At 72.1% G+C, this 15,689-nt stretch carries 16 protein-coding genes and 1 pseudogene; 12 read left to right on the top strand and 5 right to left on the bottom strand.

The window, feature by feature from the left end:
- Positions 1-195 precede the first annotated feature (195 nt).
- From AB0M08_RS23695 to AB0M08_RS23680, 4 genes are all read left to right on the top strand, one after another.
- A complete protein-coding gene (locus AB0M08_RS23695; RefSeq protein WP_364496985.1) occupies positions 196-609 on the top strand; it encodes a DUF6232 family protein in 414 nt (137 codons plus the stop codon).
- Positions 610-773: 164 nt separating this feature from the next.
- Positions 774-1,670: a helix-turn-helix transcriptional regulator gene (locus tag AB0M08_RS23690; RefSeq protein ID WP_364496982.1), complete on the top strand. Its 897-nt coding sequence runs from the start codon at positions 774-776 to the stop codon at positions 1,668-1,670.
- Between the two features lie 232 nt (positions 1,671-1,902).
- Complete coding sequence (locus AB0M08_RS23685) at positions 1,903-2,100, top strand: DUF397 domain-containing protein (RefSeq protein WP_364496979.1); 198 nt, start codon at positions 1,903-1,905, stop codon at positions 2,098-2,100.
- A 147-nt stretch (positions 2,101-2,247) separates the two neighbouring features.
- A complete protein-coding gene (locus tag AB0M08_RS23680) occupies positions 2,248-2,460 on the top strand; it encodes a DUF397 domain-containing protein (protein WP_364496977.1) in 213 nt (70 codons plus the stop codon).
- Positions 2,461-2,482: 22 nt separating this feature from the next.
- On the opposite strand, the gene AB0M08_RS23675 is transcribed toward AB0M08_RS23680, so the two are convergent.
- Entirely contained in the window at positions 2,483-3,352 is an 870-nt protein-coding gene (locus AB0M08_RS23675; RefSeq protein ID WP_364496975.1) for a PAC2 family protein, read from the bottom strand.
- 116 nt (positions 3,353-3,468) lie between these two features.
- Here AB0M08_RS23675 and AB0M08_RS23670 point away from each other — a divergent pair, with 116 nt between their 5' ends.
- Positions 3,469-4,023 (top strand): hypothetical protein, encoded by a 555-nt coding sequence (locus AB0M08_RS23670; RefSeq protein WP_364496972.1) that lies wholly within the window; start codon positions 3,469-3,471, stop codon positions 4,021-4,023.
- A 211-nt stretch (positions 4,024-4,234) separates the two neighbouring features.
- Here the strand turns inward: AB0M08_RS23670 and AB0M08_RS23665 are convergent, their stop codons facing one another.
- Complete coding sequence (locus AB0M08_RS23665; protein ID WP_364496969.1) at positions 4,235-6,769, bottom strand: FtsX-like permease family protein; 2,535 nt, start codon at positions 6,767-6,769, stop codon at positions 4,235-4,237.
- Positions 6,769-7,536, bottom strand: a complete 768-nt coding sequence (locus AB0M08_RS23660; RefSeq protein WP_364496966.1) for an ABC transporter ATP-binding protein — start codon at positions 7,534-7,536, stop codon at positions 6,769-6,771. Before AB0M08_RS23660 ends, AB0M08_RS23665 begins: the two co-directional genes overlap by 1 nt.
- Before the next feature lie 166 nt (positions 7,537-7,702).
- Here AB0M08_RS23660 and AB0M08_RS23655 point away from each other — a divergent pair, with 166 nt between their 5' ends.
- The 5 genes from AB0M08_RS23655 to AB0M08_RS23635 all read left to right on the top strand — a co-directional run bounded on the left by AB0M08_RS23655 (position 7,703) and on the right by AB0M08_RS23635 (position 10,971).
- The gene (locus tag AB0M08_RS23655; protein ID WP_364496963.1) at positions 7,703-8,410 is read left to right on the top strand and encodes a neutral zinc metallopeptidase; all 708 of its coding nucleotides are present in this window, start codon (positions 7,703-7,705) and stop codon (positions 8,408-8,410) included.
- A 69-nt stretch (positions 8,411-8,479) separates the two neighbouring features.
- On the top strand, positions 8,480-9,136 hold the full coding sequence (locus AB0M08_RS23650; RefSeq protein ID WP_364497113.1) for an HAD family phosphatase: 657 nt from the start codon (positions 8,480-8,482) through the stop codon (positions 9,134-9,136).
- Positions 9,137-9,258: 122 nt separating this feature from the next.
- Positions 9,259-9,753, top strand: coding sequence for a hypothetical protein (locus tag AB0M08_RS23645; protein WP_364496960.1), 495 nt, complete (start codon positions 9,259-9,261; stop codon positions 9,751-9,753).
- An 11-nt stretch (positions 9,754-9,764) separates the two neighbouring features.
- Complete coding sequence (locus AB0M08_RS23640; RefSeq protein WP_364496957.1) at positions 9,765-10,772, top strand: DUF4097 family beta strand repeat-containing protein; 1,008 nt, start codon at positions 9,765-9,767, stop codon at positions 10,770-10,772.
- Positions 10,762-10,971 (top strand): hypothetical protein, encoded by a 210-nt coding sequence (locus tag AB0M08_RS23635; protein WP_364496954.1) that lies wholly within the window; start codon positions 10,762-10,764, stop codon positions 10,969-10,971. Before AB0M08_RS23640 ends, AB0M08_RS23635 begins: the two co-directional genes overlap by 11 nt.
- On the opposite strand, the gene AB0M08_RS23630 is transcribed toward AB0M08_RS23635, so the two are convergent.
- Both AB0M08_RS23630 and AB0M08_RS23625 read right to left on the bottom strand, forming a co-directional pair.
- Entirely contained in the window at positions 10,955-11,608 is a 654-nt protein-coding gene (locus tag AB0M08_RS23630; RefSeq protein WP_364497110.1) for a response regulator transcription factor, read from the bottom strand. The two genes, AB0M08_RS23635 and AB0M08_RS23630, sit on opposite strands and share 17 nt — an antisense overlap.
- Before the next feature lie 249 nt (positions 11,609-11,857).
- The gene (locus AB0M08_RS23625) at positions 11,858-13,030 is read right to left on the bottom strand and encodes a PD-(D/E)XK nuclease family protein (RefSeq protein WP_364497107.1); all 1,173 of its coding nucleotides are present in this window, start codon (positions 13,028-13,030) and stop codon (positions 11,858-11,860) included.
- Between the two features lie 470 nt (positions 13,031-13,500).
- On the opposite strand from AB0M08_RS23625, the gene AB0M08_RS23620 reads away from it, so the two are divergent.
- Both AB0M08_RS23620 and AB0M08_RS23615 read left to right on the top strand, forming a co-directional pair.
- Positions 13,501-14,571 carry a M50 family metallopeptidase gene (locus tag AB0M08_RS23620; protein ID WP_364497105.1) on the top strand — a complete coding sequence of 357 codons (1,071 nt, stop codon included), beginning with the start codon at positions 13,501-13,503 and terminating at the stop codon, positions 14,569-14,571.
- 16 nt (positions 14,572-14,587) lie between these two features.
- A pseudogene (locus AB0M08_RS23615) lies at positions 14,588-15,496 on the top strand (tRNA (adenine-N1)-methyltransferase); the annotation flags it as partial.
- Positions 15,497-15,689 lie beyond the last annotated feature (193 nt).

The following is a 15,689-nucleotide window of genomic DNA, read 5'->3' as shown; positions in this document are numbered from 1 at the left end:
GTACAGCGAGTGGGCCGACCGTCGCGGCGGGTGCTCCCCGGCAAGAGCTTTCGCCGCGACGAGAAAGGCGGCGACCAGCTGCAACTGGTCACCGCCCCAGGTCCAGCCTCGCTGTGGAGGGGGGACTCACTCATGCTCATCCTGGCCCACTCTCCCCTCCGTCGGCAAGCCCCGAGACCCGGGGGAGGGGGTCGTATGTTCGTGTACTACGAGGGCCCACGGGCCCTGATCACTCTCGACTTCTTCGAGGACGTCGGTGGCGGCCGTCGCCGCTTCGCCGTCGGCGATCTCCACACCGTACGGATCGTCCGGCAGCATCCGGAGGGCGACGGGAACCGCCCGGTGCTGGGCGTCTCCGCCCTGGCCGTCGCGGTGGCGACGGTCCCGCTGATCGGCCCGGTCTCCCGGGCCCTGGCCGGCGTGGTGGTCAGTGCCCTGCTGGTCCAGGCGGGCTGGTGCCTGCGCCCGCGCCTGGTCCGCTGGGATCTGGTCGCGGTCTACCACTACCGCCCGGCGATCCTGTTCAGCTCCTACGACCAGCGCGAGTTCGACCAGGTCTGCCGTGGCCTGCGCCGGTGCATCGAGCACCGCCGCAGCCTCGGCTTCTGAGACGGCGGCCCGGCTTCCGGCATATCGAGGGGGTGTGTCGGCGCCGGGCCGCCGGGCCGCGGCCCGGGCTTTAATCCACACAGGGACGGTGCTAACTTTCTAGCTGACATGTAGCTGTTTGAAGCACGGCTGTTGAGCCGCAAACGGCCGGGAAACGGGATGGCATGGACGCCATGCACGGAGAACCGCCCGCCGTCGCGCGACGGCGAGTCCGCCTCGCCATTCGAGGCCACCGCCAGTCCTTGGGCCTGAGTCAGACCGAGGTCTCGGAACGTCTGGGCTGGTCACTGAGCAAGGTGCAGCGGATCGAGGGCGGCGAGGTCGGTGTCTCGGTCACCGACCTGCGCGCGCTGCTGCAGACCCTGGACGTGGACGACGCCGAGGAGATCGCCCGGCTGGTCGAGGACGCCAAGGTCTCCCGCCGCCAGCGCTGGTACGAGAAACCGGAGTACCGCAGCCACCTGACGAAGAGCCTCCGGCAGCTCGTGCAGTTCGAGGCGGAGGCCACCGCGATCCGGGTCTACCAGCCGTTCCTCGTGCCCGGAGTGCTGCAGACCCCGGCCCTCACCGACCACGTGCTCAACTGGTGGCGGACCGAGCTCTCGGACGATGCCCGGCAGGTCCGCTACGACGTGCGGCGCAAGCGCGCGGAGCAGATCCTGGACCGCCCGGACGGTCCCGACTACTACCTGGCCCTCGACGAGTCCGTGCTGCTCCGCAAGGTCGGCGGGCCGAAGATAATGGCCGAGCAACTCGAGGCGCTGGAGGCGTACACCCTGCGCCCGAACGTCCACGTGCGGGTGGTGCCGCTCGAGAAGGGCGCCCAGGCCGGCATCCTCGGCCCCTTCCAGGTGCTGCACCTCGGCGACGTCGACGACGACGAGGACTCGGTTCTCTACAAGGAGTTCTACGACCGGGACGCGGTCAGCACCCGGCCGGACGAGATCGCGTTCCACCGGCACATCTTCGAGGAGCTCTGGAACCAGGCGCGTGACGAGGAGGCCAGCCGCCGGGCCATCCACGCCGAGTACGCCGACCTGCGACGTGCCCTGGACGACTGAAACGGGGCCTCTGTCGGAGATCTGCCACTCCGGTCGGTAGACCTTACGCGCTAACTCCGAAAAATACGAAATATCGCCATCAGCCCGCCTATCATGAAGTCGCGAACGTCATCGTTTTTTCACGATCACCCGATTGTGGACGGACCCTCGGACCCGATACCTTCGTTGCGCCTAGCGACAGGCGCCTGATGAGGGCCCTGCGCGCTACCCGACTTCTGGAAGGAAACGGCGGATGGTGGAGCCCACGCTGATGTGGACTCGGAGCTCCTACTGCGCTGACAGCGCATGTGTGGAGGCTGCCCCGATCGGCGACCACGGCGTCGCCCTGCGGGACTCCAAGGATCCCGGTCAGCCCGTCCTGCGCATCAGCCGTGCGGACTGGCATGGGTTCCTCGACTCCATAACCGCGGGACGGTACTCGGACATCTGAAACCCCGGCTTCGCGACGGCGTACGACCCCCACGGGTCGTGCGCCGTTTCCGTATGTCGGGCACGGCGTCGCCGGATCACGTCAAATGACGGTGGCGAATGCGCATGACCCACGTACGCTCGTAGACACAGGTCCGAGAAGGGGGTCATGGTGACTTCTTCCCACGCCGGCCGGCATCATCCCCAGTGGAGGCGCAGCAGCTACTGCGCCGACAACGCATGCGTCGAGGTTGCCGTCAACGGCGACGGTATCGACGTCCGGGACGGGAAACTCCCGGACAGTCCGATCCTGCGGTTCTCCCGCGACTCCTGGGCCGACTTCATCGCGGCCGTCAAGGCGGGTGACCACGTCACGCCCTGACGGCCGGAAGTCAGGGGGAACCTCACCAGCTGCCGGCGGTGGGCCCGGCCGACCCACCCCGGCGCCGGAGGTACTTCTCGAACTCGCTGGCGATCTCGTCCCCGGTCAACGGCTGGATCCCCGCGTCACCCACCCGCTCCTCGAGCTCCCGGACGTACTCACCCAGCTCCGCGTCCTGCTCGGCGGCCGCGCGGACCCGCTTCTCCCACTCGTCGGCCTCCTCGGCCAGGTTCGCCATCGGCACCGGCAGGTCCAGCACGTCCTCGATCCGGGACAGCAGGGACAGGGTCGCCTTCGGGCAGGGGGGATTGTTCGCGTAGTGCGGCACGTGCACCCAGAACGACAGCGCGTCCAGCTCGGCCCGCGTGCCGGCCTCCTGCAGAACGCCCACGATGCCCGTCGGGCCGTCGTAGCGGGTCGGCACCACGTTGTACTTCTCGGCCGTCTCCCGGTCGGAGGCGCTGCCACTGATCGGTAGCGGACGGGTGTACGGCACGTCGGCCAGCAGCGCGCCGAGCAGCACGATGCGGTTGACCTCCAGGCTGTGGCAGATCTCCAGCACCGACTCGCAGAACGTCCGCCAGCGCATGCTCGGCTCGATGCCCCGGATCAGCACCACGTCCCGGTCCGCGCCGGGCGGGCTGGCCACCATGAACCGGGTGGTCGGCCACTCGATCTTGCGAGTCTCGCCCTCGGCCATGGTGATGGTGGGCCGGCTCACCTGGAAGTCGTAGAAGTCCTCCGGGTCGATGCTGGTGATCTCCTTGGCCTCCCACACCTGCTCGAGGTGTTCCACGGCCGCGGTCGAAGCGTCCGCGGCATCGTTCCAGCCCTCGAAGGCGGCGATGGCCACGGGGGAGCGGAGCAGCGGAAGGCCGTCGAACTCAGTCATGGGAGACAGCCTACGTGCGGGCCGGGAAACGCACCCGACGGCCGCGCCGGGTCTGCGGGCCGCGGGAGCGCCCGTTCCGGGCGTGAAGCCGGGCGAATCCCCGCATACTTCTCGGTATGACCAGCCACGTCGATCAGGTGCTCGGCCCGGCCGACGACACCGTCAGCTTCGTCCAGCCCCGCGGCATGTTCTTCGTGACCGTTCTCTGGGTCGTCGCCGCCGCGTGGACCGCGATCCTGGCCCTCTACGCCGGCTTCTCGTTCCTCTTCGGCGTCCGTTTCGCCCCGGCCGACATCGTGACGTACCTCGAACTCGCGCTGCTCGCCCCGATGATCTCCGCCGCGGTGGTCCTGGTGGCGCTCTACCGCCGCCTCGGCTGGCTGCACAGCTCGGTCCACGGCCTCGACTTCGCCGCGACGGGCCGCAAGGCCGTGCACATCCCCTGGTCCGGCATCGCCGCGGTGGGCCTGCACGGCTGGGGCCCCTTCACCGAGCTGGTGGTGACCCCGGTCTCCCCGGAGTACGTCCAGATCCTGCAGAGCCGCGGCCTCCCCCCACGCACCCGCCACCGCGGCGAGGAGGTCTCCTACCTGGTCGACATCGGCCTGATGTCCCCCGGCCCCGAGGTCCTCCTGGCCGAACTGCACCGCCGCATCCCCAGCAAGGTCTAGATCAACCCCTTCCTCTCGTACGCCGTCGCCTCCCCCACCGCGCTCAAGAGGCGGCCGCCGCCCCGAGCGCCAGCCGGAAAGATCCACCGCGCTCCGTACCCGGGCCGACACGACGTCCCCCATGAGAGCGGCCGGAACTCGGCGCCTGCGCTCCTGTGCCCGGGTCCCCGGCTGTACCGCCCCGAACCGGTACAGCCAGGGGAGCCGGGCGTCAGTCGTGGGCGATGGCGCCCAGGACGTTCAGGCGCGCGGCCCGGATCGCCGGGACGACCGCGGCCACCACGCCGACCAGGGCCGCCAGTAGGAGGTACGTGCCCATCCGGCCCCACGGGAGGACGATCTGGGTGATGCCGTCGTCCTTCAGGGCGCGGGTGACCGCGGCGCCCATCCCCGCCCCGACCGCGACGCCGAGCAGGGCGCCGAAGACCGAGATCACCACGGCCTCGACGGTGATCATGCGCATGGTCTGTGCGCGGCCCAGGCCGACGGCGCGGAGCAGGCCCAGTTCGCGGGTGCGTTCCAGGACCGACAGGGCCAGGGTGTTGATCACGCCGAGGACCGCGATCAGGATGGCCAGCCCGAGCAGGATCTGGATCATCGTGATGATCTGGTCGAACTGGGCGGCCTGCTGGTCGACGAAGGTGGCCGCGTCGGTGGCGGTGACCTCCGGGCTGTCCGCGAGGAACTGCTTGACCTGCGGGAGCACCGAGGAGACCGGCACGCCGTCGTCGAGCCGGACGAAGCCGAGCACCGGCTGGTTGATCCCGAAGTCCTTGATCGCGACGGCGGGCAGGATGATCCGGCCGGGCAGCGTGTCGTCGGTGTAGATCAGCGCGACCGTGTACGTGTGCGGGTCACCCCGTGCGCCCTGCACGGTGGTGGTCGACCCGACCTGCCAGTTCCGCTCGGTGGCCTCCGGCCGGCTGACCGCGATCTGGTCGTCCCGCAGCGGCGCCGCGGTCGTCCCGTACGACTCGGCGAGCACCGAGAGGTCGTCGGCCGCCACCACGTACTGGTTGTCGCCGTCGATCTGGACCATGTCGTCGTAGAGCGCGGCCGCGGCCCGTACCCCGGGAAGCGCGGCGGTCCGGGTGATCACCGTGGGGTCGTACGTCGGCGGCCGCGCCCCGGTCTGATCGCCGCTGATCATGATCTGGGCCTTGAGGATGCTCGCCGCCTCGGCCCTGAGGCTGCTCTTCGCCGAGTCCATGATCACCGTGACACCGGTGACCAGCGCGATCCCGACCATCAGCGCCGCCGCGGTGATCGCGGTCCGCCGTGGGTTGCGCCCCGAGTTGAGCCGGCCCAGGCGGCCCGGCACCGACCACGCGAAGAGCCGGCCGAGCAGTCCGATCACCGGCTTGCTGATCAACGGCGTGAGCAGCGCGATCCCGACGAACGACACCAGCACCCCGGCGAGGATCAGCCAGAGCGTGGCGTCACCGGTGTCCCCGAAGAGCCCCACGCCGAGCGCCACGCCCCCGGCCGCCGTGACGATCCCGCCCGCCACGCTGAGCCTCGTGAGCGGCCGGTCGGTGAGCGCGACCTCCTGCATCGCCGCGACCGGGGCGATCCGTGAGGCGCGCAGTGCGGGCAGCACCGCCGCGACCACGGTGACCAGGAGACCGACCACGAACGAGCTGATGATCGCGACCGGCGGTACCCCGATCGGCGCCAGGGCCATGTCGCCGTTGAGCGAGCCGAACAGGTACGCCAGTCCCGCACCCACCCCGATCCCGGCCGCGAGCCCGAGCACCGACGCGATCAGCCCGATCACGATCGCCTCGACCAGCACCGAGCCGATCACCTGACGGCGGCTGGCCCCCATCGCCCGCAGCAGCGCGAGCTCCTTGGTCCGCTGCGCCACGATGATCGAGAAGGTGTTCAGGATCAGGAAGATCCCGACGAAGAGCGCGACGCCGGCGAACCCGAGCAGGATGTTGTTGAAGAAGCCCAGCCCCTCCTGGATGCTCGACGTGCTCTCCTGCGCGAGCTGCTCGCCGGTCTTCACCACGTAGTCCGGCCCGAGCCCGGCGGCGACCCGGTCACGCAGCTGCGCGGGCGTGGTCCCGTCGGTGGCCTGCACCACGATCGAGGTGTACGCGTCCGGCACCCCGAGCATCAGGTCCTGGGCGACCGGCGTGGTGAACGCGACCTCCTGGACGCCGCCGATGCTGTCCCGCCCGCCGGTGTAGCCCCAGATCCCGACCAGGGTGAACTGCTTCTTCGGCTGCAGGGTGAGCACGCCGACCCGGTCGCCGACCGTGAGCCCGGCCAGCTTCGCCGTGGTCGCGTTGACCGCGATCTCGCCGTCGGCCGACGGTCCGCGGCCCTCCCGGAGCTCCATCAGGCCGTCGGCGCCGGTCCAGTTGCCACCGAGCCGGGGCGCTCCGGTCGAGGTGAGCACCTTGCCGTCGGAGCCGATCACCCGGGCGCCGTCCGCGTCGATGCGGCCGGTCGCCGAGCGTACCCCGGGAAGGGTTTTGATCTTGTCAATGGTCGAGGCGGGCACCGGGGCGGCGATCTCCTCGCCGTCCATCTCGGACACGGCGATCTTCGGCTTGGCCGAGACCGCGACGTCGGTGGCCGAGTAGGCGTCGGCGAAGATCGACTCGAAGGTGCGGTTCAGGGTGTCGGTGACCACGAACGAACCGGCCACGAACATCACCCCGAGCACCACCGCGAGTCCGGAGAGGACCAGGCGCAGCTTGCGGGCGAGCAGGCTCTTCAGGGTGGCGCGCAGCATCAGAGCACCACCGGGTCGTGCTGGCCGTCGAGGCGCTTCATGGTGTCGAGAACGGTCTCGGCGGTCGGGTTCGCCAGTTCGTCGACGATCGCGCCGTCGGCCAGGAAGACCACCCGGTCGGCGTAGCCCGCGGCCACCGGATCGTGGGTGACCATGACGATGGTCTGCCCGTGCTCGCGCACCGAGTCGCGCAGGAACGACAGCACCTCGGCGCCGGACCTGGAGTCCAGGTTGCCGGTCGGCTCGTCCGCGAAGATCACGTCGGGGCGGCCCATCAGCGCCCGCGCGCACGCCACCCGCTGCTGCTGGCCGCCGGAGAGCTGGCTGGGCCGGTGCCCGAGGCGGTCCCGCAGGCCGACCGTGTCGATCACCACGTCCCACCACTGCGGATCGGCCTTGCGGCCGGCGATGTCCAGCGGCAGCCGGATGTTCTCCGCGGCGCTCAGCGTCGGCAGCAGGTTGAACTGCTGGAAGATGAAGCCGATCCGGTCGCGGCGCAACCGGGTGAGCGCCTTGTCGCCGAGCCGGCTGATCTCGGTGCCGCCGACGTGCACGGTGCCCTTGTCGACCGTGTCCAGACCGGCCAGGCAGTGCATGAGCGTGGACTTGCCGCTGCCGGACGGTCCCATGATCGCGGTGAACCGTCCGCGCCCGAACTCGGCGCTCACCCCGCGCAGCGCGGTCACCCGCGCCTCGCCGGAGCCGTAGACCTTCCAGATCTCCTCCGCGCGTGCCGCCACCGGGCCGCCGGCCTGAGTCGCTGTCACCGTTCTTCTCCCCCTGTTGTCGATAGCCAGCTCAGTCTGTCGATGGGTTTCGGCCGCGGCGTCAGCCCAGCGGTGGACGGCGACGCGGAGATTTCCCTGAGGGGCGTCACTGAGGGGGTGTCGGGGTTGACCCCCATGTCTACGGTGGAGGGAGAGGAGGCCGCCGATGTCCGCTCGCCGTCTCACCGTTCTCTCGATCCTGTTGTTGACGCTCGTGGCCTGCGGTGGCGGGCCCCTGGTGGATGGTGAGGAGCCCACCGCGGAGCCCACGGTCACCGCCACCGGATCCCTGAACCCCGACGGGACCGACAGCCCGGAGGAGTTCGCCGCCGACATGAAGGACGCCCAGGAGGTGGCCGAGGACTACTGGTCCCAGATCTTCGAGCGGGCCGGCACCCGGTTCCAGCCGATCTCCCAGGTGGTGCCCTACGAGCGGGAGGGCGAGGTGGACTGCGCCGGCGAGGCGCTGCCGCTCAACAACGCGGTCTACTGCTCCGACGGGGACTTCATCGCGTACGACGTGAACTGGGCCTTCGACGTGTTCCGCCAGATCGGCGACTCGTTCCTGTTCTACCTGCTCGCCCACGAGTACGCGCACGGCATCCAGGCCCGGCTCGGCATCCAGAAGCGGTTCACCATCCAGCAGGAGCTGCAGGCCGACTGCATGGCCGGGGCGTTCATCGGCGACGAGCAGCGGGCCGGCGCGCTGGTCCTGCAGGAGGGCGACACCGAGGAGCTGGCGCGCGGCCTGGAGTCGGTCGGCGACGATCCCGGGCAGCCGTGGTTCGCCGAGGGCGCGCACGGCAGCGCCGAGCAGCGGACCGAGTCGTTCGAGCAGGGCTTCAACGATTCGCTGACCCCCTGCAAGCTGTGAAAGCTTGCTCACATTCGGTCGGCCGGGCACGCCGCCGCCGGACAGAATGGGCTTTTTTGGGAGTGCGCCCTGAACGTCATCCGACCCGCCGCGGTCCTCTTCGACATGGACGGCACCCTGGTCGACAGCGAGAAGATGTGGGGGATCGCCCTCGAGGAGCTGGCGATCCTGGCCGGCGGCCGGCTCTCCGCCGCCGCGCGCCTCGCGATGGTCGGCACCAGCATGCCGGTCAGCATGCGGCTCTTCCGCGAGGACCTGGGCCAGCCGGACCGCCCGCAGGCCCCGGACGTCGCGTGGCTGCACGACCGGATCACCGAGCTCTTCGCCGACGGCCTGATCTGGCGGCCGGGCGCGATGGAGCTGCTGCACGCGGTCCGTGCCGCGGGCCTGCCGACCGCGCTGGTCACCTCCACCGAGCGCCGGATCGCCGAGGTCGCGCTGAAGACCCTCGGCGCGGAGAACTTCGACGTCGTGGTCTGCGGTGACGAGGTGCCGTCGCCGAAGCCGGACCCCTCGCCGTACCTGATCGCCGCCGATCTGCTCGGCGTCCCGATCGCCTCCTGCGTCGCCATCGAGGACTCGCCGAGCGGCGTCACCAGCGCCCTCGCCTCCGGAGCCGTCGTCCTGGCGGTCCCCTCCGAGCTGGAGCTGCCCCCTCTCGACGGCATCCACCTGCGGACCACCCTCGTCGGCGTCGACCCCACCTTCCTGCACACCCTTTTCTAGCCTTCACACCCTTTTTCCGCCTTCACATCTTTCCCGGCTTTCACACCCTTTTCCGGTACGCCCATCGCACTCTGACGTCATCCGGTATTGCGTGACGTCATCAGTGACGTCATAGTGGGGTCATGGACCTCACGCCGTACCTGGAAGGGTTGCGCGCCGATCTGGCGGCGACCGCGGCCCCCGGCGGCCCGGAGACCGTCCGGGCCGCGGAGCTGCTGACCACCGCGCTGGAGCCGTCGGCCCGTCTCGCGCTGCTCGAGGTGCTCTCCGACGCCGCCGCCGAGATCACCACCCGGCTCAGCGACGCCACCGTCGAACTGCGCCTCCGGGGCCGCGAGGCCGACCTGGTCGTCACCCCGGTCGCCCCGGTCACCGCCGCACCGCCGCTGCCCGCGCCCCCACCCGTTCCGGACGGCGGCGACCTGGCACGGCTCACCCTGCGGATGCCCGAGGCCCTCAAGACACACGTCGAGCAGACCGCCGCCGCCGAGGGCATCTCGGTCAACGCGTGGCTGGTCCGCGCCGTGACCAGCGCCGTCACCCCGGGCCCGGCGCCCGCGTCCACCGAGTCCGCCTCCGGCTCCGCCAGGCGCGTGACCGGCTTCTTCCGCGCCTGAAGGGACATCTCATGTACGAGTTCGACCACAGCGGCCCGGTCACCGTCGCGCTGCGCGCCCACACCGGCACCGTCGAGGTGCTAGCCGAACCCTCCTCTCCCGGTTCCGCCCCGTCCGCACCGCCCTCCCTCTCCTCGCCGGCCTTCCCGTCCTCGCCGGCCTTCCCGTCCTCGCCGGCCTTCCCGTCCTCGCCGGCCGCGCCCGCCGAGGCTGCTTCTCCCGTCGCCGGTGCCGGCGTACCGGGTGTCAGCGTGGAGGTCAGCCCGGCCGACGGGTCCGCGGCCGCCCGGCAGGCCGTCGAACTGACCCGCGTCCAGCTGGACGGCGACACCCTGGTGGTGCAGGCGCCGCCGTTCGAGCGGTGGCGGATGCGGCGCCCGGCCCCGCTCCGGATCGTCATCCGGGTGCCGTCCGGCAGCACCCTGACCGGCGAGAGCTCCGCGGCGAACCTCCGGGCCGACGGCGTCTACCGCGACGTGCACCTGCGGCTCTCCTCCGCGGCCGCGCACGTCGCCGAGGTGCTGGGCGACGTCCACCTGGGCACGTCCAGCGGCGATCTCTCCGTGCTCCGGGCCGGCGGCGCCGTCCACGTGCGCTCCGTGTCGGGCCGGATCCGTGTCGGTGACGTCACCGGTGACGCCACGGTGGGCACCGCCTCCGGCGACATCGCGGTCCGCTCGTGCGGCGGCTCCCTCGCGGCCGTGACGGCGTCGGGCGACATCGAGGTCGGCTCCCTGTGCCAGGGCCGGGCCCGTCTCAAGACCTCATCGGGCGACATCAGCGTGGGCGTCGCACCGGGAACCGGCGTATGGCTGGACGTGAACACGGCGACCGGCCGCGCGATCAACGACCTGACCGCCGCGGACCCGTCACCCCGCTCGCCCGCCCCGGCTCCCGTCGGCTCCGTCGCGGCGCCCGCCACCCCGGCGGTTCCCGTCACGAGTCTCGAGATCCGGGTACGGACCGCTTCCGGTGACATCCGCATCCACCGAGCCGCGGGGCCGTCCGGTGCCGCCTGACACGCCCGACGCCATCCAGCTGGGCCTGGCCTGGTTCCCGGCCCTGTTCGCCGCGACGAGCGCCGCCCCGTTCCCCGGCGCCGCCCCGTTCCCCGGCGCGGCCCTGCTCACCCTGCTGCGTTCCGCCGCCTCCGTCTCGCTCTCCGCCGCTCCCGGTCGGCCGGAAGACCCCGGTTCCCCGGTCACCCGCCCGGTTTGATGAGGCCGGACTCGTAGGCCAGCACCACCGCCTGGGTACGGTCGCGGAGCCGGAGCTTGCCCAGGACATGTCCGACATGGGTCTTCACGGTGGTCTCGCTGACCTGCAGGGTGCCGGCGATCTCGGCGTTGGTGTGCCCGCGCGCCACGTGGATCAGGACCTCGCGTTCCCGGCCGGTCAGCGTGCGCAGCCGCGCGGTGGTCCCGTCCGCCCCGGACCCGTCGGCGGACGGCGGCAGCATCGCCGCGAAGCGGGGAAGCACCCGGGCCAGCACGGGCGGGCTGATCACCGCGCCCCCGGCGGCGACCGCCCGGACGGTGGCGATCAGCTCCTCCCGCGCCACGTCCTTCGGGAGGTACCCGGTCGCCCCGGCGGCCAGCGCCTCGGTGAGCTGGTCGTCGGAGTCGTGCGCGGTCAGCACCAGCACCCGGACGGGCAGCCGGGCCCCGACGACCGCCCTGGTCACGGCGAGCCCGTCGATCCGGGCCAGCGTGACCTCGGTGATCAGCACATCCGGCAGCAGCCGCCGCGCCAGCTCGACGGCCTCCGCACCGTCCCCGGTCTCACCCACCACGATCACCCCGGCGCCGCCCCCGTCCGCGGCCATCCCGCCGCCCGCCGCCCGATCCGCGGCCATCCCGTCGCCCGCCGCCGGTTCCGCGGTCATCCCGGTGCCCGGGGCGTGCGAGGCCGTCACGTCGGCGCCGGGGGTGTGCGAGGCCGTCATGCCGGTGGTCGTCGTCCGAGCTGCCGTGGCCGTCGCCGCTGAGGTCGTCGGCTGATCGGAACCGGACAGGACCGCGCGGAGGCCCGAGCGGTGCAGGGCCGAGGCGTCGGCGAGCAGCACGCGGACGGGTCTCACCGGATCGTCCGGTTCGCGCGGGGATCAGGCAACGGGGGTGTCCCGGAGCGTGGGGGAGAGCCGGTCGGGCTCGGACTCGGCGGAGAGGCCGGTCGCCGGGGACTCCGGGAAGGGCGGCGGGGTGCCACCGAACTCGGGGCAGAGGGCCTGGTGGTTGCACCAGCCGCAGAGACGGCTGGGCTTGGGGCGGAAGTCGCGCTCCCGCTTGGCCCGCTCGACGGCCTGGGAGAGCGCGACCAGCGTGCGCTCGAACCGCTCCAGCTCGCCCGCGTCCGGGCTGTAGTCGAGCGCCTCGGCATCCTTCAGGTAGAGCAGTCGCAGTGCCCGGGGGACGACACCGCGGGTACGCCACAGCACCAGCGCGTAGAACTTCAGCTGGAACAGGGCCCGTCCCTCGAACGCCTCCCGCGGCGCCCCGCCGGTCTTGTAGTCGACCACCCGCAGATCACCCGCGGGCGAGACGTCGAGACGGTCGATGTAGCCCCGGAGCAGCAGCTCGTCATCGATCATGGCGGAGATCAGCGTCTCCCGCTCGGCCGGCTCCAGCCGCTGCGGGTCCTCCACCGCGAAGTACCCGCTCAGTAGGTCGCGCGCACTGCCCAGGAACGCGTCGAGCCGCGCCGCCGCCCCGGCACCGGCCGGCGCGTCCACGAGCGCGAGCTGCCCGGTCGCGTCGGCCTCCGCCGCGACCGCCGCCGGATCCCGCAGCGGAGGGGCCCCGGAACCCTCCACGGTGGATCCACCGGCCGCGCCGGCGGCGCCGGGCGACGGGTCCGCGCCGGCGGGGGAGCCGGAGTCGTGGACGGCCGCGCCGGCTGGGGAGGCCGCAGTGTCCGGAAGTGGACTCTGGGCGGCGGGCCGGGGGATCGCCCGCGAGGGTGCCGGCTGCCGGACCGGTGGCGGCGCGCTGAACAGGGACGACAGCGCGGGTTCGGCGGCGAGCAGCCTCTCCCACTCCGGGGTGACCAGATCGGCGGCCGCCTCCAGGGTGCGCTCCACGGCCGGCAGGTCGAAGAGGCGCTCCAGGACGGCGTGCACCAGGGTGCCGCGGACCTGGTCGGCGGAGGGCTGTTCGGGCAGCTTGTCGATGGTGCGGAAGCGGAACAGCAGCGGGCACGTCTTGAAGTCGGCGGCGCGGGACGGGGAGAGGGAGGGGCCGGGCGGGGTCTCGGAGCGCCGTCCCCGGCCGGCGGGCACGGCGGACGCCGTGGCCTGGGCCGAGTCGCCCGGGCCGGGCTGCGGAGAGGGGGAGACCGTCTGTGCCGTCATGCCAGCCAGGCTAGGGCAGAGGTACGACGAAATCCGCCGCGGAGGGTCCGGAATGTCGCCCACCCGCCACCGCGCGCCACCGGTCGGCTGGCGCTGAGGGGTGCGTCGCGGGTCTCGATGCACCCCTCAGCGCCGGCCAGGACCGGGAGCGCGCTACGGCCGGGTGTGGGCACGGCCTCGCGAGCGGGTACGGGCGGTGCGCAGGCGGGGTGGGCGTGTGCGGGGAGGAGTGGGGTGGATGCTGCGTGTGACGCGAAATGCCGGGGTGGGGGAGGGGGAACGGTTTCCGTAGCATCAAGTGGATGGAGGAGAGCGGCGCGGCCCCGGGGCGGGCACCGGTCGCCGGTGGACGGCCGGTGGGACGGGTGCTCGGCATCCCCGTGTACGCGAACGGGTCGATGCTGCTGCTCGCCCTGTTGGTGACGGTGGTCTACGGCAACTACGCGGCCGCCGAGCTGGCTCTGGTGCAGCCATGGGCGTACCTGGTGGGCCTGGGTTTCGTGGCCTGTCTGCTCGGCTCGGTGCTGCTGCACGAGCTCGGGCACGCGGTGGTGGCCCGCCGGAACGGGATCGGCGTGCGGCGGATCACGCTGGAGCTGCTGAGCGGCTGGACCGAGATGGAGCGGGACGCGCCGAGCCCCCGGGTGGACGCGCTGGTGTCGCTCGCCGGTCCGCTGGTCTCGATGCTGCTCGGCGGGGTGGCCACGGTCGCCGCCGTGCTGCTGCCGGAGCGTACGGTCCCCGGCGAGATCGCGTTCCAGCTGGCCGCGAGCAACCTGCTGGTGGCGGTCTTCAACGTGCTGCCGGGGCTGCCGCTGGACGGCGGGCGGGCGCTGCGCGCGGCGGTCTGGGCGCTGCTCAAGGACCGGAACCGGGCGACCGTGGTGGCCGGCTGGTCCGGGCGGGTGCTGGCGCTGCTCACCGCGGCCACCGTGGTCGTGCTCTACCAGGTCGGCGTGCTGACCATGTTCGGCATGCTCTTCGTCCTGCTGGTGGTGATGACGCTCTGGCACGGCGCCGGGCAGTCGATCCGGCTGGGCCGGATGACCGGGCGGTTCCCTCTGATCAATCTCAGTCAGCTGGCCCGGCCGTTGCTGACCGTGCCGGCCGGTACGCCGCTCGGTGAGGCGCAGCGCCGCCGCTCCGAGGACCCCCGTCCGGGCGCGGTGCTCGCGGTGACCGACTCGGCGGGCACCCTGACCGCACTGGTCGACCCGGTCGCGGCCGAGCGGGTGCCGGTGGACCGGCGGCCCTGGGTGAGCGTGGAGAGCGTGTCCTGGTCGCGGGACGTGCTGACCAGCCTGCCGGTCGGGCTCACCGGTGAGCAGGTGGTCCGGGCCCTGCAGGCCCACCCGGGTGCGCAGTACCTGGTGACGGCAGGCGAGGATGTGATCGGCGTCCTGCGGGTCGCCGACGTCGCCGCCGTGCTGGAACCTCAGCGCGTACCCCGGCGGCCGCAACGGACCTGAGACTGAGAGAAGAGTAGTGACCACAACCCCAGCCACCGCCGTCGACGATTCCGTGCCCGCCCACCACGGCCCGTTCCGGGTCGGTGACCGCGTTCAGCTCACCGACCCCAAGGGGAAGATGCACACGATCGTCCTGGAACCCGGCAAGGCGTTCCACACCCACCGCGGCGCGCTGGAGCACGACCAGCTGATCGGCCTGCCGGACGGCAGCGTGATCACCGCGACCAGCGGTACGCAGTACCTCGCCCTCCGCCCGCTGCTGAGCGACTACGTGCTCTCCATGCCGCGCGGCGCTCAGGTGATCTACCCGAAGGACGCGGCGCAGATCGTCGCGATGGGTGACGTCTTCCCCGGTGCGAAGGTCCTCGAGGCGGGCGCCGGTTCCGGTGCGCTCACCTGTTCGCTGCTGCGCGCCGTCGGCGAGTCCGGCGAGGTGCACAGCTACGAGCTGCGGCCGGACTTCGCGGCCGTGGCCCGCAAGAACGTCGAGGCGTTCTTCGGCGGCCCGCACCCGGCGTGGCACCTGCACGACGGTGACGTCGCGGGCAACGAGATCACCGGGTTCGACCGGATCGTGCTGGACATGCTGACCCCGTGGGAGGCGCTCGACATGGTCGAGCGCTCGCTGATCCCGGGTGGCGTCTTCGTCGGGTACGTGGCCACCACGCCGCAGCTCTCCGAGCTCGTCGAGGCGCTGCGCGAGCGGGGCTGCTGGACCGAGCCGCGGGCCTGGGAGTCGCTGATCCGCGACTGGCACGCCGAGGGCCTGGCGGTCCGCCCCGACCACCGGATGATCGCGCACACCGCGTTCCTGGTCTCCTCGCGGAAGCTGGCCCCGGGCGTCACGGCCCCGCTGCGCCGCCGCAAGCCGAGCAAGGGCGCCGAGGCGTACGCGCTGCGCAAGGCGGCTCAGGTGGCGCTCGCCGCGGCGGCCGAGGAGCAGATCGCCGAGCCGGCCGGGAAATCCGCGCGCCGCGCGCTGGCCGACGCGAAGGCGGAGGCCGTCGTGAACGCCGCGACCGCCGCGCACGTCGAGAACGGGTCGGCGGCGGAGCAGGACGGGTCGGCGGCGGAGCGGAACGGGTCGGCCGGGAACGGGCACGCGGAGCGAGACGACA

The sequence above is a fragment of the Actinoplanes sp. NPDC051851 genome (assembly GCF_040681165.1).
GTDB lineage: Bacteria > Actinomycetota > Actinomycetes > Mycobacteriales > Micromonosporaceae > Actinoplanes.
Note: the sequence above shows the minus strand (reverse complement) of the source record. Positions and strands in the feature narration are given on the sequence as shown.

What these genes read in the sequence shown, in the direction of transcription:
- AB0M08_RS23680 (WP_364496977.1), top strand. Translation starts at nt 2,248, where the DNA reads ATGGTGACTTCTTCCCACGCCGGCCGGCATCATCCCCAGTGGAGGCGC.
- AB0M08_RS23685 (WP_364496979.1), top strand. Translation starts at nt 1,903, where the DNA reads ATGGTGGAGCCCACGCTGATGTGGACTCGGAGCTCCTACTGCGCTGAC.
- AB0M08_RS23695 (WP_364496985.1), top strand. Translation starts at nt 196, where the DNA reads ATGTTCGTGTACTACGAGGGCCCACGGGCCCTGATCACTCTCGACTTC.
- AB0M08_RS23645 (WP_364496960.1), top strand. Translation starts at nt 9,259, where the DNA reads ATGGACCTCACGCCGTACCTGGAAGGGTTGCGCGCCGATCTGGCGGCG.
- AB0M08_RS23640 (WP_364496957.1), top strand. Translation starts at nt 9,765, where the DNA reads ATGTACGAGTTCGACCACAGCGGCCCGGTCACCGTCGCGCTGCGCGCC.
- AB0M08_RS23675 (WP_364496975.1), bottom strand. Translation starts at nt 3,352, where the DNA reads ATGACTGAGTTCGACGGCCTTCCGCTGCTCCGCTCCCCCGTGGCCATC.
- AB0M08_RS23690 (WP_364496982.1), top strand. Translation starts at nt 774, where the DNA reads ATGGACGCCATGCACGGAGAACCGCCCGCCGTCGCGCGACGGCGAGTC.
- AB0M08_RS23630 (WP_364497110.1), bottom strand. Translation starts at nt 11,608, where the DNA reads ATGGCCGCGGATCGGGCGGCGGGCGGCGGGATGGCCGCGGACGGGGGC.
- AB0M08_RS23665 (WP_364496969.1), bottom strand. Translation starts at nt 6,769, where the DNA reads ATGCTGCGCGCCACCCTGAAGAGCCTGCTCGCCCGCAAGCTGCGCCTG.
- AB0M08_RS23670 (WP_364496972.1), top strand. Translation starts at nt 3,469, where the DNA reads ATGACCAGCCACGTCGATCAGGTGCTCGGCCCGGCCGACGACACCGTC.
- AB0M08_RS23655 (WP_364496963.1), top strand. Translation starts at nt 7,703, where the DNA reads ATGTCCGCTCGCCGTCTCACCGTTCTCTCGATCCTGTTGTTGACGCTC.
- AB0M08_RS23620 (WP_364497105.1), top strand. Translation starts at nt 13,501, where the DNA reads ATGCTGCTGCTCGCCCTGTTGGTGACGGTGGTCTACGGCAACTACGCG.